Source organism: Actinoallomurus acanthiterrae (assembly GCF_054775715.1).
Map to the genome: position 1 here is coordinate 10,790,527 of NZ_BAAHCO010000001.1, position 16,921 is coordinate 10,807,447.

The following is a 16,921-nucleotide window of genomic DNA, read 5'->3' on the forward strand; positions in this document are numbered from 1 at the left end:
CCATGACTAGACCGGCATGACACCGGTCGTGTTCAGGATGTTTTGATTCCAAGCGCCGTCGCAATCGCTTTGGCCGTCGTCTCGATGATATTGGGGACGTAGAAGATGACTCCGATGCCGATCGCCAACAGAATGAATTGCACGAATCGCGTTATCTCTCGCGTGAAGAGGAAGAAGATCGCGACAATGGAGACGACGACCAGGAACAGCGGCCCGAAGATATCCCGCAGCCATTTCGCGAGATTGTCGGTGTCCAGACCGTTGTTAGGCGCCGCGCCGACATGTTGAGGCAGCATCGCCAACATGTGTTGGATCATCGGGCTGGCCTTCCTTGGTCGGGGAGTGAATCGTAGCGTTCGGGACGGGCGGCCGGGATGTCATGATCCGGCCGGAAGCGTAGAACCTTGGATGTCCCTGACGAACCAATATCCGCCCTTCTTCACTATTGCGAGCTGGTACGTCTGCTCGAGTGTTCCGCCGGCCGTCTTCTGCTGACCAGCGGGAATCTGCCAGACGACGGTCGCGGTCACCGTCCGGGACGCGACGTCGCCGCGTGGGGCGACGATGTCCTTCATCTGGCCGAAGGCGACGGCGTTGCCCAGTCCGGTCACGGGAGGATCGGAGTAGCGCTGAAGCGAACCGGCGTCGCTGATCGCGTAGGCCTTGAAGAAGTCCGTCAGCGGTTGCTGAAGCTCGGTCTCCAGTGCGGAGTCACGCTCCTGGGCCACTTGGGGGACCGACGCCGTGGGAGGGGGCGGGAGCGTGGCGGGACGCCCCGTTATCGCCATCGCCCCGTCCTTGGCATAGACGGGGACGGCGAGCTGGAAGAACCGTCCGTTGACCCGCGTGAGAAGGGTGACGACGCCGTGCTGATCGTCACTCGCGCGCACCGATGCGACGTACGCGGATTGCAACACCGATTTACCGGTGCCGTCCCAGCCGAGCTGCGGATCGATCCCACCGGCGATGAACTGCGCGAGCTGTTGCTGCCGGGTCGACGCCGACGCCGGGTCGTAATTCAGATAGACCTGGGCGAATGACAGGGCGTACGCGGACGCCGCCGCCTCCGGAAACCGCGGCTTGGCGGCGTCACCGGTCGCCGGGGTGTTGGACCGCTCCGAGGTGAACCGCTCGAACGGCGCCCGGATGCCGTTGACCAGCACGACGATGAGGAACGCCCAGAGGATGGCCCGGCCGACGTAGATGAACCAGCGTCCGCCGGAACCACCCCAGCCGCGACGGTCGCCGCCGTCACCACCGGAGCCGCCACGGCGCTTGCCGCGGCGACCCTTGTCGTCCGGAGCATCCCAAGGGTCGGCGGGCGGGTAACCGCCCGGCGGGAAACCGGACGCGCCGGCGTCTACAACGCCGGACGACCTGCGAGCCATCATGCCTCCGCTCGCGCCTTACCCCCCGGATCGGCGCGCCGTCTTATCCGTCTGGTCGAGTTCGGTTTACCACCTTAACCACGGCGGTCAATTGTTCCAGTGCCGAGCGAGGATGCACAGTCCCGCCGCGCGGTTGTGGACAACTCGGTAGCCGATGGAGCATTACCGGACAGCGAGGTTCGTCTCCCCTGCTACACGTTGAAGCGGAACTCGACCACGTCACCGTCCTGCATGACGTACTCTTTCCCCTCCATCCTGGCCTTTCCGGCCGCGCGGGCGGCGGCGACGGTCCTCTCGGCCACCAGGTCCTCGTACGACACGATCTCGGCCTTGATGAAGCCCTTCTGGAAGTCCGTGTGGATCACCCCGGCGGCCTCCGGAGCGGTGGAGCCCTTGCGGATGGTCCAGGCGCGGGCCTCCTTGGGCCCGGCGGTGAGGAACGTCTGCAGCCCGAGCGTGTCGAAGCCGACGCGGACGAGCTGCAGCAGACCCGGCTCCTCCTGCCCGGTGGACCGCAGGAGCTCCAGAGCCTCCTCGTCGGGCAGCTCGATGAGCTCCGACTCGATCTTGGCGTCGAGGAAGATGGCCTCGGCCGGGGCGACGAGCTCCTGCAGCCGTGCGCGCAGCGCCTCGTCCCCGAGCTCGTCCTCGTCCACGTTGAAGACATAGAGGAACGGCTTGGCGGTCAGCAGGTGCAGCTCGCGCAGTGGCACGGGGTCGAGGCCGGAGGCGTAGATCGTGGTGCCGTCGTTGAGGGTCTTCTGCGCCGCACGGGCCGCGTCGATGACGGCGAGCTTGTCGCGGTCCTTGGTCGTCCGCGCCTCCTTCTCCAGGCGCGGCAGGGCCTTCTCGAGGGTCTGGAGGTCGGCGAGGATCAGCTCGGTGTTGATGGTCTCGATGTCGCGCAGCGGGGCGACGTCGCCGTCGACGTGGGTGACGTCCGGGTCGTCGAACACCCGGATGACCTGGCAGATCGCGTCGGTCTCCCGGATGTTGGCGAGGAACTGGTTGCCGAGCCCCTGCCCCTCGGACGCGCCTTTCACGATGCCCGCGATGTCGACGAACTGCATGGTCGCGTGGACGATCTTGGCCGAGTCGTACAGCGTGGCCAGCTCGTCGAGACGCGGGTCGGGCACGGCCACGACACCGACGTTCGGCTCGATCGTCGCGAACGGGTAGTTCGCCGCGAGTGCGGTGTTCTTGGTCAACGCGTTGAACAGGGTCGACTTGCCCACGTTGGGCAGCCCGACGATTCCGATGGACAGGCTCACGGACGCAGAGTCTACGGGCCCTCGGAGACTGGCCGTACGGCCCGGACGGCGCGAGGTCCACGGGCCTGCGCGGACCGTCACGGGCCGGGACAGGGCCACCGGCGCGGACCGGGCGGACGGCCGGCGGAGGGAGCCCGGGACCGCCGGTGGGTGGGGCCTCGTCCGCGCGTCGAGCCGACATTCGCGTGTTGCTTTGTCACGATGCGGGCATGGACGTTCTCCTCGGGCTGGTGATCGGTCTGGTCGTAGGTACGGCGCTCGGCGTCGCGTGGGCGCGGAGCCGGACCGCGGTGATCACCGCGCGGGCGAAGGCCGCCGAGGAGAAGCTCGCCTACGTCGAGGAGCGGCTGACCGAGCGGTTCCAGGCGTTGTCGGCGGAGGCCCTCGACGCGAGCAACCAGCGCTTCCTCGAACTCGCCGGGACCCGCCTGGCGACCGCCAACGCCGAGGCCGCCGGTGAGCTGGACAAGCGCATCGCCCCGCTCAGGGACACCCTGAACAAGGTCGAGGCGCAACTGCGCGAGGTCGAGACCGGGCGGCGTGAGTCGCACGCCATGCTGGCCAAGCAGGTCGAGTTCGTACGGCAGAGCTCCGACCAGCTCCGCCGGGAGACGCAGACGCTCGTACGGGCCCTGCAGCGGCCGGAGGCGCGCGGCCGGTGGGGGGAGCTTCAGCTGCGCCGGGTGGTGGAGATCTCCGGGATGACCCGGCACTGCGACTTCGACGAGCAGGCCACCGCCGGGAACGGCCTCCGGCCCGACATGGTCGTACGGCTGGCCGGCGGCAAGAACATCGTCGTCGACTCGAAGGTGTCCCTGGCCGCGTACCTGGACGCCGCCGGGGCGGACGACCCGGCGGCGTGGGAGGCGCGGCTGGACGCGCACGCGCGGCACCTGCGCGAGCACGTGGACCGCCTGGGGGCCAAGTCGTACTGGCAGGCGTTCAGCCCGGCCCCGGAGTTCGTGGTGCTGTTCGTGCCGGGCGAGGCGTTCCTGGCGCCCGCGCTGGACCGGGACCCCGCGCTGCTGGAGTACGCGATGCGCCGCCGCGTGCACATCGCCACGCCGACGACGCTGGTCAGCCTGCTCCGCACGGCCCACTACGCCTGGCAGCAGCAGGCGCTGTCGGAGAACGCCCGCGCGGTGTTCGACCTCGGCCGGGAGCTGTACGAGCGGCTCGGGACGCTGGGCCGCCACGTCGACCAGCTCGGCAAGTCCCTGACGAACGCCGTCGTCGCGTACAACCGGACGATCGGGTCGCTGGAGAGCCGGGTCCTGGTCACCGCGCGCCGGCTCAACGAGCTGGGCGTGACCGACGCCGACCTCGACCCGCCCGCCTCCGTGGACGAACCGGCCCGCTCCCCGTCCGCCGCGGAGCTAGCCGACGACGCCGAGGAACACCGTCAGATCCGCCTGCTGCCCTGACGTCGTGTCGCGAGACGCGGCGTACTGAACGGGTTACCGTGGAGGGAGGCACTGTCGACCCTGAGGCGGGCTGGTGGCAACGGACACGCGCGGAGATCCTGAGACGGTCTCCGCTCGGCGACGTGAGACGACGCGGCCTCCGGCCGCGACCCCGGCGGAGCGCTCACGGGCCCGCTCGGCCGTCACGCTGACCGGCCGGGGCGGCGCCACCGTGGTGCTCGCGTGCACGCTGCTCGGCGCGGTGATCGGCGGAATGTTCGGGCTGCCGTCGGCGCAGGGCCTCCTCTTCGTCGTCGGGTGCCTGCTGGCGGTGCTGGCGACCCGCCGTACGGACCTGCTGACGCTCGTGGTGAGCCCGCCGCTGCTGTTCTTCCTGGTGACGCTGGTGTCGGCGCTCATCGGGTCGGTCGGGGAGAAGTCGTTCCTGATGAGCACCGTGGTGGCCGTGGCGGCGAAGCTGACCTCGAGCGTGCCGTGGCTCTTCGTCGGCGCGGTGCTCGTCGTGCTGATCGCCGTTCCGCGGGGGCTTCCGGCGAACCTGCGGGATCTGAGCGCCCGGGTCGCGGCCGACAACCCGTTCCGCGGCCGCACCTCGCTGCGCGGCCGGAAGAAGGATGAGGACGACGACCCGGTCCGGTGGGACGAGAGCCCTGGCCGGCTGCCCGCCGCGAAGGCCCCGCCCGCGGAGGAGCCCGCGGGCGAGTGAGACTCCCCTACGCCGAGCGCAGGTCGCGGCGGAGCTCGTGGGGCAGGGCGAAGACCATCCGCTCACGGACGGACTCGACCTCTTCGACGCTGTCGAACCCGAACTCCGCGAGGCGGGTCAGCACGCCCTCGATCAGCTCCTCCGGCACCGACGCGCCGCTGGTCAGCCCGATGGTGTCGACCCCCTCGAGCCACGCCGGGTCGATCTGCTCGGCGTAGTCGACGAGGTAGGCGGCGTCGGCGCCGTGGTCCTTGGCCACCTCGACGAGACGCTTGGAGTTCGAGGAGTTCTGCGAGCCGACCACGATGACCAGCTGCGACTCGGCCGCGATCTCCTTGACCGCGACCTGGCGGTTCTGCGTGGCGTAGCAGATGTCGTCGGACGGCGGGTCGAGGAGCTTCGGGAAGCGCGCGCGGAGGGCCTCGACCGTGGCGTTCGTCTCGTCGACCGACAGCGTGGTCTGGGAGAGCCACACGACCTTCTCCGGGTCGCGTACCTGGACGTTCACGACGTCGTCGGGGCCGTCGACCAGCTGGATGTGCTCGGGAGCCTCGCCGCTGGTGCCGATGACCTCCTCGTGCCCCTCGTGCCCGATCAGGAGGATGTCGTAGTCGTCGGTGGCGAACCGCCTGGCCTCCTTGTGGACCTTCGTGACCAGCGGGCAGGTCGCGTCGATCGTACGGAGGTTGAGACCGGCCGCCTCGTCGTGGACGACCGGGGCGACCCCGTGCGCGGAGAAGACGACGATGGCGCCCTCCGGCACCTCCTCGGTCTCCTCGACGAAGACGGCGCCGCGTTCTTCGAGGGTCTTCACCACATGGACGTTGTGCACGATCTGCTTACGGACGTAGATGGGCGCGCCGTAGCGCTCGAGCGCCAGCTCCACCGTCTGCACCGCACGATCGACGCCCGCGCAGTAGCCACGCGGCTTGGCCAGAAGAACCCGACGAGTCATGTGTTCCATGGTAGGTGTGATCGGAGTGCGCCGGTTTCGGGCGAAGAAAAACCCGGCCACGGCGCGTGAACGCCACTGCACCGTAGGGCAGAGTGGTGGATAACAGAATCGTCATACCGGCCAGTCCGCGTCCTGCGGGGCTGGAGGGAGCTGAAACAACGATGACACCATCGCCGCGCCGACTGAAGGAGCAAGTCCGGGAGACCGTCAGCGAGCTCCCCATCCACGCCGCCCGGCTGGCCGTGATGGGCGTCGGTCAGGCGCTGCTGCTCACCGACCGTGTCCGCAAGGATTACAAGGAGGCCCGTGAGGCGGGCCTCGGGCCCGTGCTCGGCCGGCTCCGCGGCGACGCGGAGGACATCACCGGCCGGATCGTGGGCAAGGTCACCGGCCGAACCGGTCCCGACGAGCAGGCGGACACCGAGGAAGGCCCCGCGCCGTCCGCGGCGAGCTCCGAGATCGCCGTGGGCAAGCCGAGCGGGACCGCGCGTACGCGCCCGGCGGCGGGCCGTACGAAGCCGTCGACCGCCTCGCGGGCCGAGTCCGCTCCGGCGAAGGCCACGCCGGCCGCGTCCCCGGCGAAGGACGCCGCCAAGCCGTCCTCGCGGTCCGGCACGGCCACACGCCGGGCCAAGACGGCCGAGACGAAGGCGGCCGAGGCCAAGGCGACCGAGGCGAAGCCGGCCGAAGCGAAGCCCGCCAAGGCCGCGCCCGCCGCCAAGGCCGCGACGTCCGGGAAGACCACGGCGCCGGCCGGAAAGAGCACGACGCCGGCCACGAAGGGCAAGACCGCGGCCGCTCCTGCGAAGGCGAAGGCCGCGCCCGCGGCTCCGGCCAAGGAGAAGGCCTCCCCGGCCAAGAGCACGCCCGCCGCTCCGGCCAAGCCCGCCACCGACGCCAAGGCCGCACCGGCGAAGGAGACGCCGGCACCGAAGGCGGAGGCCGCCCGGAGCACGGGCACGACCGCGCCGGCCTCCGGCAAGGCGCTGTCGATCCCCGACTACGACGGCGCCTCGATCGCGTCCGTACGGGCCCGGCTGCGCAACCTCAACGCGCGTCAGGTCAACGAACTGCGCGACTACGAGCGGTCGCACGCCGCCCGTGCCGAGTTCCTGCGCATGTACGAGAACCGCATCGCCAAGCTGCGAAGCCAGGGCTGACCCGCACCCCGGCGGCCGAGGCGGCCGCCCTCACCGACGGTGGCGCAGAGCCGATGGCCCGCATGGCGAACCCGTAAGCGGACCGTACGCCGGGTCACCCTCACGGTCGAGCTCTTGATCACCGGCGCCTCCCCGAGGGCGCGTTCGGCGCACTCGGGGAGGGCGGCGTGTGCGCAGCCTGGCCGCCGTGCCGAGCGAGCTGTCGTGCCAACCCGGCCGTGCCGACCAGGCCGTCGCGCCGACCCGGCCGTCGCTGCCAAGCGAGCCGTCGTGCCCGGCGGGCCGTCGTGCCGGGCGGGCCGTCATTCCTGGCGGCTCGTCAGGCGAGGCCGGCCGTCATGCGGAGCCGGCCGCGGCCTGTCGCGGGTGCCCGGCCTCGATCACGTTCCGTTCTCCGGCCTCGGCCGCTTGCGTTCGCGGCCGATCATCTTGAAGTCGCCCATGGTGATCTGCCGCCATGCGGTGGCCCATGCCTGCAGATCCTCGGCTGAGCCGCCCAGCACCTTCACGAAGATCTCCAGTGCGGGCAGTTTGGGCAGCGCGTCGCTGTTCAGCATGTTCCGGAACGTGGAGTAGGAGATCTGCTTGGCGCATCGGCGCTCCATCTCCCGGTAGCTCGGGCTGCCCGCCCACACGTGGTAGGCGCGCATCGCGGCGACGAACTTGGCGGGCGTCTTGGCGAGGAGCGGATCGGGTCGCTGCTCGTGGCCGAGAAGATCCGGGATCGCCGGCGGCGGGTAGGGAGGCTCCGTCTCGGAGGCCTCCTCCACCGTCTCGTCCTTGACGGCCGCCTGCTTACCTTCGGCCGGGTCGACGGCCGTGGTCTGGCTCGCGACGGTCGACGGCTCCGGGCCGGGCACGAGTCTGCGTGGACCGGTCGCGGCCCCCTTGCCGATCTCTCCGCCGTTCGAGCGGCGAGCCAGTTCGACACGGCGATTCAGGAGCCGATCTCTTTTCTCGCTCAGCTCGGTGATTCGCTCGAAATAGCGCTTCGCGGCCGTGAGCCGCTCTACTCCTCGGCTGGGTTGGCACACCATGAGGATTCGCTCGATCTGCGTCCAGGTTTTGAGCGTCGGCCGATAGTCGCCCGCTAACAGCTTGGAAAGCGACGCCGGGGTCATGGAGGCGACCGAGGCGATGACCTCAATGCCGTCGTTTCCCGCCACGCGATCCAACTCGTACTGAACCGCGGCGTTCAGGATGAGGCTGAGTTTCGCCCGCCACGGGGCCATCTCCTCGCTCAGTTTCATGGCCTGGACGCGGATCTCGTCGCCGTCGAGGCTGTCGATCGATGTGTCCTCGGCGGGTGGCCGGCCGGACATGCCTACCGCCGCCCGGACCTGTGGTCCCGGTGTTTCACTAGCCGTCTGGCCGTCTCGGCCGCGCCCATGCCCAGGGCGATGGTGACGGTCACGGCCTCTCGGGGGGAGCATCCCTGGCCGACGAGGGCGAGGAACACGACGACGATCATAGTGAGGGCGGCGAGCGGGACGGTGTCCCGATGCGGATCATGATGTCCTGGAACCTTGCCGGGCAGGCCGACAGAGGGCTTGTATCCCATAGAGATACTCCGTTCCCGTGACTTATTCGCCGTGCTATGGGCGGTGCTTCGTTAAAGGTTCCCGAAGAGCGGACGTGGAAGTGGAAGATCTCCGGGGAACATCTTCACGGTCATCATGCCGCATGATCACGTTTGTCGCCACGTAAACTGTCCCAGCACATACCCTTGTGAGTCACCTGCGCATAATGTGCCGGTTTCAGATTGACGCACGGTGTTGAAAACTGATGAATGACGTTCACGAACGTGCACAAGTGTTTCCGACAGTCGTGAAGCGCGGAGAGACTGCGGTGTAATACATCGACGTCACTATGGCGTCCGGTTAGTTCCCCTCGCTTCGACTCGTGCTATGGGCGGGCATCGGGAACCAGCGGCGCCGACCCGGGTGGAAGCGGGTCGGAGTGCCCACGCGAAGGGCCGGGGGACACTCCGGCCCTTCGCCGCAAAGATCCGCGCGGACGGCTCGCCCGCCTCTCCATCCGCTCAGCCGCGTACGGCTCCGGGAGCGCTACCCGGATCCGGCCGGGGGTCAGTGCCGCGCGAGCGCGCGGGCGTCCTGGAACGCGTGGTCGACGTCGACCCGGTCCAGGGTCCGCAGGTGGTGTCGCCTCGTGTACAGCACCGCCATCCCGACGAGGCAGCACAGGGCTCCGGTGTAGTACGGCAGGGCGGGATCGATCTCCTCGCCGAGCCTGCTCGCGGCGTACGGCGCGATGGCGCCGCCGAGCCACCGGACGAAGTTGTAGCCGGCCGACGCCACCGGCCGCGGCGCGTCGGAGACCTCCATGGCCGCCTCGGTGAACACCGTGTTGCTGATGCCGATCGGGATCCCCGTGAGGATCACGAAGGCGATGATCCCGTCGTGTCCGGACCGGGCGATCGCGACCTGCAGGAGCAGCAGCACGGTGAGCGCCAGGTACAGCACCCGGACCGATCCCAGCCTGCGCTGGAGCACCGGCGCCACGAAGACCGAGCAGAGTGCGAGGAGCAGGCCCCAGCCGAAGAAGACCAGGCCGATGCCGTGCGCGTCCATGTGCAGGACGAACGGCGTGTAGGCCAGGACGGTGAAGAAGGCGTAGTTGTAGAACAGCGCGGTGAACGCCGTGGTCGACAGGCCGCCGTGGCCGAGGGCCCGGATCGGGTCGGACAGGCGGGTCTTCCGTACGGGCGTGCCGGTCTGCCGGAGCAGCGTCGCGATCAGGACGAAGCCGATCGCCATCAGCGCGGCGGTGCCGAAGAACGGGTACCTCCAGTGCCAGCCGCCGAGGACGGCGCCGAGCAGAGGGCCGGTGGAGATGCCGAGCCCGAGCGCGGCCTCGTACAGGATGATCGCCGACTCGGCGCCGCCGCTGGCGGCTCCGACGATGACCGCGAGCGCGGTGGCGACGAACATCGCGTTGCCGAGACCCCAGCCGGCCCGGAAGCCGACGAGTTCGCCGACCGAGCCGGACGTCCCGGACAGTGCCGCGAACACGACGACCAGGGCGAGGCCGATGAGAAGGGTCTTCTTCCCGCCGATGCGGCTGGAGACGAACCCGGTGACGAGCATGGCCACCGCGGTGATGAGGAAGTAGCTGGTGAACAGGAGGGAGACCTGGCTCGGCGAGGCCTTCAGGCCCTTGGCGATCGCCGGGAGGATGGGATCGACGAGGCCGATGCCCATGAACGCCACCACGGCGGCGAATGCCGTCGCCCACACGGAGAGGGGCTGACGGAGTAGTCCTCCTGTCCGGTCGTTCTCGGGGGAATGTGCGGTCATCGCGGCGAGAGTCCTTCCTCAGGAGCCGGCGAAGAGCTTGGCCAGGGCGGGCAGGGCGGCCTCGATGGCCGCTCGCTCGTCCTCGCTCAGCGCCTGTAGTCGTTCGGCGAGGTACGCGATGCGCCGCTCGCGGGCCTGGAGCAGCCCGTCGCGGCCCTCGGGGGTCAGCTGGACGGTGACCACGCGCGCGTCGGCGGCGTCCTGGCCCCGTGCAATCAGTCCGTCGCGGGCGAGGCGCCCGATCTGCCGGGTCATCGTGGGCAGCTTCACGCCGTGTTCGGCGGCGAGCTCGGACATCCGGCGCGGTCCGGCCTCCAGCGAGCCGAGGACGGCCATCTGCTGGGTGGTGATCGGCTGCCCGGCGCTCGCCCGGCGCAGCATGAGGACCAGGTCACGGAGCCGCCGGTTGACGTGTTCGGCCAGCGTCCGGGGGTCGGCCATCGCATCCTCTCTTACTTAGCCAGACTAAGTTAGCTTGGCTAAGTATAGGGAACGCCCGTCCCGCCGCGGGCATTCCCCAAGCCCCGCCGGAAGTTCCGGCACCCCGCCGGCCGCAAACCGCCGGGGCGCCCTCCCGCCGGGCCCGCCGCAGGACACGCATCGCCCGGGAGGACGGCTCAGGCCCGGGCGCGGGCGCCTCGGCGGGCCGTGACGACCATCGCCGCCACCATCACGGCCTGGACGGTCCAGAGCAGGACCGGGATCAGCGTCGCGCCGATGGGGCTGGTCATCGTGAGGGCGACATTGGGGACGGCGCTCGCCAGGAGGAAGAGCGCCGCGGCCAGCGGCCAGCGCAGGTCCCTGGTCACCGCGGTCGCCCAGATCCCGCAGGACAGCAGGAGGATCATCAGGGCGAGGTAGACGTCCCCGTAGAGTTCGACCCGATCGACCACCCAGACGCTGCGGCAGATGTCGTCGGCGGTACAGATCGTCTCGCGGTGGGCGGCCCACGGGACCTGCACGCGCCAGGCCGCCGGCAGGACGACCGCCCCGGCCGCCCACCACCACGAACGACTCCGCGGCCTGGGTGAACGGCGCACCACGAGGACGGTCAGGGCGACCGCCATGGGTGCGTACCCCATGAGGTCCATCGCGCCGCCGTTCACCGGGCCGAAGAGTGGCAGGAGGCCGCCCATGAGGCCGGCGGCGCCGATCAGCGGGCAGATCAGCTGGAACACCTGGAGCAACGTCACGGTCAGCGCCACCTGGAACCGGCCGCGGAGGAGTGCCCCGACCAGGACCAGCGAACACACCAGCCACGCGGCGTTCCCCACGCCGCCGTCGAGGTGCGCGAGGTCCGCGGTGAGGTCGCTCAGGGCGATGAGGAAGGCGCCCAGGGCCAGGCCGTCGGCCCACCACGGCGTTGGGTGCGCGGTGCGTTCGCGGAGGCGGGCCGCCAGGCCGCCGCGCACCAGGCCGGCGGCCTCGCGGGCGGACGGCCGCCCGTGCCGGGCCGAGACCTCCAGGAGTGTTCCGACGATCTCCTCTCCGTGCGCGGCGCGATAGGCGGGCGGGTAGGCCCGCAGCAGACGGCGGTAGCACCGCTCCGCTCTGCTCGGGCGCTCTTCGGCGGCGCGCGGCTCCGGGCCGTTCACGACAGCGCCGTTCCGGGCCGTCCGAACACGATCCTGGCCGCTCGCGCCATGCGCTTCGCCTCCTCGGTGACGGCCTCGGCGCCGTCCTCGGTGATCCGGAAGTAACGGCGGGGCCGCCCGCCGACGGTCTCCTCACGGTCCACGGCGATCAGGCCGGTGCCGGCGAGCCGGTCGAGCGCGCCGTACAGCGTGCCGACCGCGAGCCGCACCCGGCCGCCGGACTGCTCCTCGGCGCGCTTGATGATCGCGTAGCCGTGCAGGGGACCGTCGAGGAGCGCTGCCAGAATGAAGTACGTGGGTTCGCTCATCGACCGCATGACGCCGAACCATATATCGAGTGGCGAAGTATTGGCTAGGCTTCGGCCATGGCGTTGGAGACCTCACCGGAGTCGCCCACCCCGGTCCGTACCGTTCTGCAGCTGGTCGGCGGCTGGATCGCCAAGCTCGGCCGGATCTGGGTCGAGGGGCAGATCACCGAGCTGAACCGCCGGGCCGGCACGGTGTACTTCACACTGCGCGACCCGGTCGCGAACGTCTCGGTGCGGGTGGTCTGCCCCCGGGCGGTGTGCGACAACGCCGGTCCGGCCGTCGTCGACGGCGCGCGGGTCGTCGTGCACGCCAAACCGGACTTCTACATCAACCGGGGTTCGTTCGCGCTCTCGGCGTCCGAGATCCGGCCGGTCGGCGTGGGCGAGCTGCTGGCCCGGCTCGAACGCCTCAAGCAGCTCCTCACCGCCGAGGGGGTGTTCAACGCCGAGCGGAAGCGGCCGCTGCCCTTCCTGCCCGGCACGATCGGGCTGATCTGCGGCCGCGACTCCGCCGCCGAGCGCGACGTGCTGGAGAACTCCCGGCGCCGCTGGCCCGCCGTCCGCTTCACGGTCGAGAACACCGCCGTCCAGGGGTCGTACGCGGTGAACGAGATCATCGACGCGCTGCACCGCCTGGACGCCGCCCCCGACGTCGATGTGATCATCATCGCCCGTGGCGGCGGGTCTCTGGAGGATCTCCTGCCGTTCTCCGACGAGGCACTGGTCCGCGCGGTGGCGGCCGCCCGTACGCCCGTGGTCTCCGCGATCGGCCACGAGCAGGACACTCCTCTGCTCGACTACGTCGCCGACGTGCGCGCCTCGACCCCGACGGACGCGGCCAAGAAGACCGTGCCCGACGTGCGCGAGCAGCTCGCGCTGATCGGGCAGCTGCGCGACCGGGGGCGCCGATGCCTGTCCGGGCGGGTCGAACGGGAGGTCCAGTGGCTGGCGGGGATGCGCTCCCGGCCCGCGCTCGCCGATCCGGCCCGCGAGATCGAACGTCAGTCGGAGGGCGTGGCGACGCTGCGGGACCGCTCCCGGCGCTGCCTGTCCGCGGCGCTGGACCGGGCGGAGGACGGCCTCTCCCACACCCGCGCGCGGCTCGTCGCCCTGTCGCCGGCGGCCACGCTCGAGCGGGGCTACGCGATCGCGCAGCGCTCCGACGAGTCCGTCGTACGCGCGGCGGCGGACGTGAGCAAGGACGACGAGCTGCTGCTCCGGTTCAAGGACGGCCGGGTCACGGTACGGGTCGACGCGGTCTGAGTAACGGTTGCATACTCTTCGAAACGGGATGCGCACAGGTCACACAGGTCGCAAAGATAGGGTCTTGTCCCGTATTTCCCGCTTCGGGCCGATCGTGACAGCGGCAAGGGCCCGAGATCCTCGCTTAAGGACCTTCGTTGACCCAGCCTCCGCCGTACCAGCAGCCCTCCCCCGGCCCCTACGGCCAGCAGCCCTACGGCCAGCAGGGCTACCAACAGCCGTACCAGGGCCAGCAGCCCTATCAGGCGCCGCAGGGATACCCGCCCGCGCAGGGGCAGCCGGCGGGATACCAGCAGCCGTACCCGGCCGGGCAGGGTTACCAGCAGCCCTACCAGGGGCAGCCGCAGGCGTACCAGGGACAGCCCCAGGGATATCCGGGACCGCAGCAGGGCTACCAGGGACAGCAGCAAGGCTTTCAAGGGCAGCCCCAGGGATATCCGGGCGCCTACCAGCAGGAGCCGCAGGACTACCAGGCGGCGTCGTACAACAACGGCGTGACCTGCCGCGTGTGTGGCAACGGGCCCGCCGCGCAGGTGACCTTCCGGGGTGTCGTGGGCGCCGTAGTCATGCACACGATCTGGACGGCGACCGGGCCGTTCTGCCGTGACTGCGGTCTGGCGACGTTCCGCAAGCAGACGGCCAAGACGCTCGCCGGCGGCTGGTGCAGCATCGGCGCGTTCGTCCTTGCTCCGATCTTCCTGCTGCTCAACATGATCGCTCACGGCAAGGTCGCGAACCTGCCGGCCCCGCAGCCGACCAGCGGCCGGGCACCCCTGGATCCGGGCCCGTCGGTGTTCGCGCGGCCGCTCGCGTACATCTATCCGGTGATCTTCTTCCTGTTCCTGATGCTGCTGCTCGTCGGGAGCCTGTCCAAGTGACGGGAGAGCCCTCTACCGCTTGCGGCTGAGCGTCGGGTCGGGGTGCTCGGCGAAGCCGAGAGCGCGGTACAGCGGCTCGCCGTCCGGGCTGGCGGTCAGGTCGACCCTGCGGATCCCCCGCTCGGCGAACCAGCCGAGCAGCCCCTCCATGATCGAGCGGCTGTGGCCGCGCCGCCGGTACGCCGGGTCGGTGACCACGCCGTACACGTGCCCGATCAGCCCGGACGGGGTGTACGGGCTGGGCAGCCGCCGGTCGATGGTCCCGATGCCGCACGCCGCCAGGCCGGCGTCGCCGTCGATGACGAGGATCTTCACCGTGTCCTCGGCGAGCCGCTCCCGCAGCGCGTCCGCGCAGGCCCGCCGCCACTCCTCGCCGGGAGGTGGGGCTCCCCAGCCGTGGCCGCCCAGGCCGGCGAAGAGCAGCGCCCTGAGCCGTACGAGCTCGGGGATGTCGGAGACGGTCGCGACGCGTACGAGGGGCATGGACGGAATCCTAGGTCCGCCGCCCTCAATGCCTGTCTCAAGGCCCGCTGTCCTACGGACGGGGACTTCGAGACAGGCTCTAGGGTGGGGAATGTGGCGGAGGAGAAACCGGAGCTGTCCTACGAACAGGCGCGCGACGAGCTGACGGACGTCGTGCGGCGGCTCGAGGCGGGCGGGCTCACCCTGGAAGAGTCGCTGGCGCTCTGGGAGCGCGGCGAGAGACTGGCCGCGATCTGCGAGGAGTGGCTCGAGGGGGCCCGGGCCCGGCTCGCGGCCGCCATGGCCGAGCGCGCCGAGCCCGCGGAACGCCCGGAGAGCGCGCCCTTCTGACCCCCGCCGGGTCCGATCGCGGGGATCAGGAGCTCGCCGTGCCCAGCCAGCGGGCGATCGCCGCCGCCCTCGTCCGCACGCCGAGTTTCGCGTAGATGCGGCTGACGTGGTTCTTGACGGTCTTCTCGGAGAGGACGAGTTCGTCGGCGATCTCGACGTTCGAGCGTCCCTGCGTGATGAGCCGCATCACCTCGACCTCGCGCGTGGACAGGCCCAGGCACTCGTCGCCCGCCGGTGAGGCGCCCGACGCGGACTGCAGGGTCTGCACCACGACGCGGGCCGCCACCGCGGACAGCGGGTTGGCCCGGCCGGCGACGACGTCGCGGATCGCCACGACGAGCTCGTCCGGGGAGAAGGATCCGTGGATGAGGTAGCCGACGGCGCCGGCCTGGATGGACGAGCGGATCGACTCGGAGTCGTCGCTGTAGGAGAGCATCAGCACCTTGGTGATGGTGCTGAGCGTCCGGGCCGCCCGTACCCCGTCGACGTCGGGCATGCGCACGTCGAGGAGGACGAGGTCGGGGCGCAGCTGCCGCGCGAGGTCGATGGCCTGCCGGCCGTCTCCGGCCGTCGCGACCACCTTGACGTCGTCGGCGGTCTCGAGCAGGGCCACGAGCCCCATGAGGACCACCGGGTTGTCGTCCGCCACCATGACGCTGATCATCGAACCGTCTCCCGTGCTCCGTGAACCTCCGGCAGGCTGACCGTGAGGGTGCTGCCCTTCCCGGGCGAGGACGCCAGCGTGAGCTCGCCGCCGACCCGCCTGGCTCGTTCTCCCATTCCGACGACCCCGTAGTGACCTCCCCGCGCCAGGTCGGCCGTCAGGTCCGCCATCTCGGGCGGGCATTCGAAGCCCTTCCCGTCGTCGCGCACCCACAGCCGCACGCCGCGGTCGTCCGTGGTCAGGCCGACCTGCACCGTGTCGGCGGCGGCGTGTCGTTCCACGTTCGTCAGCGCCTCTTTCAGGATCGCCAGCGTCTCCGCCCGCCGGACGGGCGGAAGCTCCACTTCGTCCTCGGTGACGACCACCACCGTGACGCCGGTGCCCGCCGCCCAGTCCTCCGCCATCTGGCGGACGGCCGCGGCGAGCGGCCGGCTCTCTCCGCCGTCCCGCAGGCCGGCGATGAGCTCGCGGGCCTCGGCCACGGCGACCTTCGCGCCGGTGGCGATGTTCTGTGCCTCCTGCTCGGCGCGCTCCGGGGACTTGCGCACCCAGGCGGGCAGCGCGGCCGCCGAGAGCGCGACGCCGTGCAGCGTCTTGGCCAGTGAGTCGTGCATGTCACGGGCGAGCCGCAGGCGTTCCTCCGCGGACGCCGCCACCACCTCGGCCCTGCGGCGGGCCTCCTCCGCCTCGGCGAACTGCACGAGCAGCCGGTGCACGGCGACGCCGATGCACCCCGCCACCGGGTAGAAGACGGGCAGTGCGACCACCGCCTGGAGGTTGACGCTCGCGATCGAGCGGGCGGCGAGGTCGTACAGGGCGATCTGCAGCGCGCAGACGAACAGCAGTCCCGGCCACTCGTACAGCACTCCGGCGAGGGCCGACGTGACCACGCTGAACAGGAAGTACGGGCCGAAGGCCCCGGCGGCCTGCAGCACGAGGTAGGCCACGGCGGCGTCCACGGCGAGCGTGAGCGGACTGCGGGCCAGCAACGGCAGCAGCCGCCGGGGCACCTGGGCGACGGCGAGCGAGATCGCGGCCACGACGCCCATCGGGACGAGCACCGTGGGGGTGAACTGCTCGCTCGGCACGAGGACCACGGCCATCGCGAGCAGCAGCAGACGCGCGTACATGAGCAGCCGGACGGTAACGGTCAGCCGCGAGGACAGGGTGCTGTTCATG

The 16,921-nt window shown here is 70.6% G+C and carries 19 protein-coding genes; 6 read left to right on the forward strand and 13 right to left on the reverse strand.

What is annotated here, in order from left to right:
* Nucleotides 1-32: 32 nt before the first annotated feature.
* From ACYVF7_RS50880 to ychF, 3 genes are all read right to left on the reverse strand, one after another.
* Nucleotides 33-305, reverse strand: a complete 273-nt coding sequence (locus ACYVF7_RS50880) for a hypothetical protein (RefSeq protein ID WP_433181213.1) — start codon at nt 303-305, stop codon at nt 33-35.
* 72 nt (nt 306-377) lie between these two features.
* Nucleotides 378-1,391 carry a conjugal transfer protein gene (locus tag ACYVF7_RS50885; protein WP_460354137.1) on the reverse strand — a complete coding sequence of 338 codons (1,014 nt, stop codon included), beginning with the start codon at nt 1,389-1,391 and terminating at the stop codon, nt 378-380.
* Nucleotides 1,392-1,579: 188 nt separating this feature from the next.
* On the reverse strand, nt 1,580-2,659 hold the full coding sequence (gene ychF / locus ACYVF7_RS50890) for a redox-regulated ATPase YchF (protein WP_460354139.1): 1,080 nt from the start codon (nt 2,657-2,659) through the stop codon (nt 1,580-1,582).
* A 209-nt stretch (nt 2,660-2,868) separates the two neighbouring features.
* On the opposite strand from ychF, the gene ACYVF7_RS50895 reads away from it, so the two are divergent.
* Together ACYVF7_RS50895 and ACYVF7_RS50900 are read left to right on the forward strand one after the other, a co-directional pair.
* Nucleotides 2,869-4,083 carry a DNA recombination protein RmuC gene (locus ACYVF7_RS50895; RefSeq protein ID WP_460354143.1) on the forward strand — a complete coding sequence of 405 codons (1,215 nt, stop codon included), beginning with the start codon at nt 2,869-2,871 and terminating at the stop codon, nt 4,081-4,083.
* Between the two features lie 73 nt (nt 4,084-4,156).
* On the forward strand, nt 4,157-4,789 hold the full coding sequence (locus ACYVF7_RS50900) for a DUF6542 domain-containing protein (RefSeq protein WP_460354146.1): 633 nt from the start codon (nt 4,157-4,159) through the stop codon (nt 4,787-4,789).
* Between the two features lie 7 nt (nt 4,790-4,796).
* On the opposite strand, the gene ACYVF7_RS50905 is transcribed toward ACYVF7_RS50900, so the two are convergent.
* On the reverse strand, nt 4,797-5,744 hold the full coding sequence (locus tag ACYVF7_RS50905) for a 4-hydroxy-3-methylbut-2-enyl diphosphate reductase (RefSeq protein ID WP_460354149.1): 948 nt from the start codon (nt 5,742-5,744) through the stop codon (nt 4,797-4,799).
* Between the two features lie 161 nt (nt 5,745-5,905).
* Between ACYVF7_RS50905 and ACYVF7_RS50910 the strand changes: the two genes are divergently transcribed.
* On the forward strand, nt 5,906-6,904 hold the full coding sequence (locus ACYVF7_RS50910) for a hypothetical protein (RefSeq protein ID WP_460354151.1): 999 nt from the start codon (nt 5,906-5,908) through the stop codon (nt 6,902-6,904).
* Nucleotides 6,905-7,284: 380 nt separating this feature from the next.
* Here the strand turns inward: ACYVF7_RS50910 and ACYVF7_RS50915 are convergent, their stop codons facing one another.
* The 6 genes from ACYVF7_RS50915 to ACYVF7_RS50940 all read right to left on the reverse strand — a co-directional run bounded on the left by ACYVF7_RS50915 (nt 7,285) and on the right by ACYVF7_RS50940 (nt 12,124).
* A complete protein-coding gene (locus ACYVF7_RS50915) occupies nt 7,285-8,226 on the reverse strand; it encodes a hypothetical protein (RefSeq protein ID WP_460354155.1) in 942 nt (313 codons plus the stop codon).
* Between the two features lie 2 nt (nt 8,227-8,228).
* Nucleotides 8,229-8,465, reverse strand: a complete 237-nt coding sequence (locus ACYVF7_RS50920) for a hypothetical protein (protein ID WP_460354156.1) — start codon at nt 8,463-8,465, stop codon at nt 8,229-8,231.
* 526 nt (nt 8,466-8,991) lie between these two features.
* On the reverse strand, nt 8,992-10,221 hold the full coding sequence (locus tag ACYVF7_RS50925; RefSeq protein WP_460354158.1) for an MFS transporter: 1,230 nt from the start codon (nt 10,219-10,221) through the stop codon (nt 8,992-8,994).
* 18 nt (nt 10,222-10,239) lie between these two features.
* Nucleotides 10,240-10,662 carry a MarR family winged helix-turn-helix transcriptional regulator gene (locus tag ACYVF7_RS50930; protein ID WP_460354160.1) on the reverse strand — a complete coding sequence of 141 codons (423 nt, stop codon included), beginning with the start codon at nt 10,660-10,662 and terminating at the stop codon, nt 10,240-10,242.
* 176 nt (nt 10,663-10,838) lie between these two features.
* The gene (locus tag ACYVF7_RS50935; protein ID WP_460354163.1) at nt 10,839-11,816 is read right to left on the reverse strand and encodes a hypothetical protein; all 978 of its coding nucleotides are present in this window, start codon (nt 11,814-11,816) and stop codon (nt 10,839-10,841) included.
* On the reverse strand, nt 11,813-12,124 hold the full coding sequence (locus ACYVF7_RS50940) for a PadR family transcriptional regulator (RefSeq protein WP_460354166.1): 312 nt from the start codon (nt 12,122-12,124) through the stop codon (nt 11,813-11,815). Before ACYVF7_RS50940 ends, ACYVF7_RS50935 begins: the two co-directional genes overlap by 4 nt.
* Nucleotides 12,125-12,181: 57 nt before the next feature.
* Between ACYVF7_RS50940 and xseA the strand changes: the two genes are divergently transcribed.
* Complete coding sequence (gene xseA / locus ACYVF7_RS50945; RefSeq protein WP_460354169.1) at nt 12,182-13,387, forward strand: exodeoxyribonuclease VII large subunit; 1,206 nt, start codon at nt 12,182-12,184, stop codon at nt 13,385-13,387.
* Between the two features lie 137 nt (nt 13,388-13,524).
* Nucleotides 13,525-14,265, forward strand: a complete 741-nt coding sequence (locus ACYVF7_RS50950) for a hypothetical protein (RefSeq protein WP_460354171.1) — start codon at nt 13,525-13,527, stop codon at nt 14,263-14,265.
* A gap of 12 nt (nt 14,266-14,277) precedes the next feature.
* Here the strand turns inward: ACYVF7_RS50950 and ACYVF7_RS50955 are convergent, their stop codons facing one another.
* Nucleotides 14,278-14,748 carry a GNAT family N-acetyltransferase gene (locus ACYVF7_RS50955; RefSeq protein ID WP_460354173.1) on the reverse strand — a complete coding sequence of 157 codons (471 nt, stop codon included), beginning with the start codon at nt 14,746-14,748 and terminating at the stop codon, nt 14,278-14,280.
* A 93-nt stretch (nt 14,749-14,841) separates the two neighbouring features.
* Between ACYVF7_RS50955 and ACYVF7_RS50960 the strand changes: the two genes are divergently transcribed.
* The gene (locus ACYVF7_RS50960) at nt 14,842-15,078 is read left to right on the forward strand and encodes an exodeoxyribonuclease VII small subunit (RefSeq protein WP_360880474.1); all 237 of its coding nucleotides are present in this window, start codon (nt 14,842-14,844) and stop codon (nt 15,076-15,078) included.
* 25 nt (nt 15,079-15,103) lie between these two features.
* On the opposite strand, the gene ACYVF7_RS50965 is transcribed toward ACYVF7_RS50960, so the two are convergent.
* Both ACYVF7_RS50965 and ACYVF7_RS50970 read right to left on the reverse strand, forming a co-directional pair.
* The gene (locus ACYVF7_RS50965) at nt 15,104-15,742 is read right to left on the reverse strand and encodes a response regulator (protein WP_433181187.1); all 639 of its coding nucleotides are present in this window, start codon (nt 15,740-15,742) and stop codon (nt 15,104-15,106) included.
* On the reverse strand, nt 15,739-16,920 hold the full coding sequence (locus ACYVF7_RS50970) for a sensor histidine kinase (RefSeq protein ID WP_460354177.1): 1,182 nt from the start codon (nt 16,918-16,920) through the stop codon (nt 15,739-15,741). The genes ACYVF7_RS50965 and ACYVF7_RS50970 overlap by 4 nt, the downstream gene beginning before the upstream one ends.
* Nucleotide 16,921: the final 1 nt, after the last annotated feature.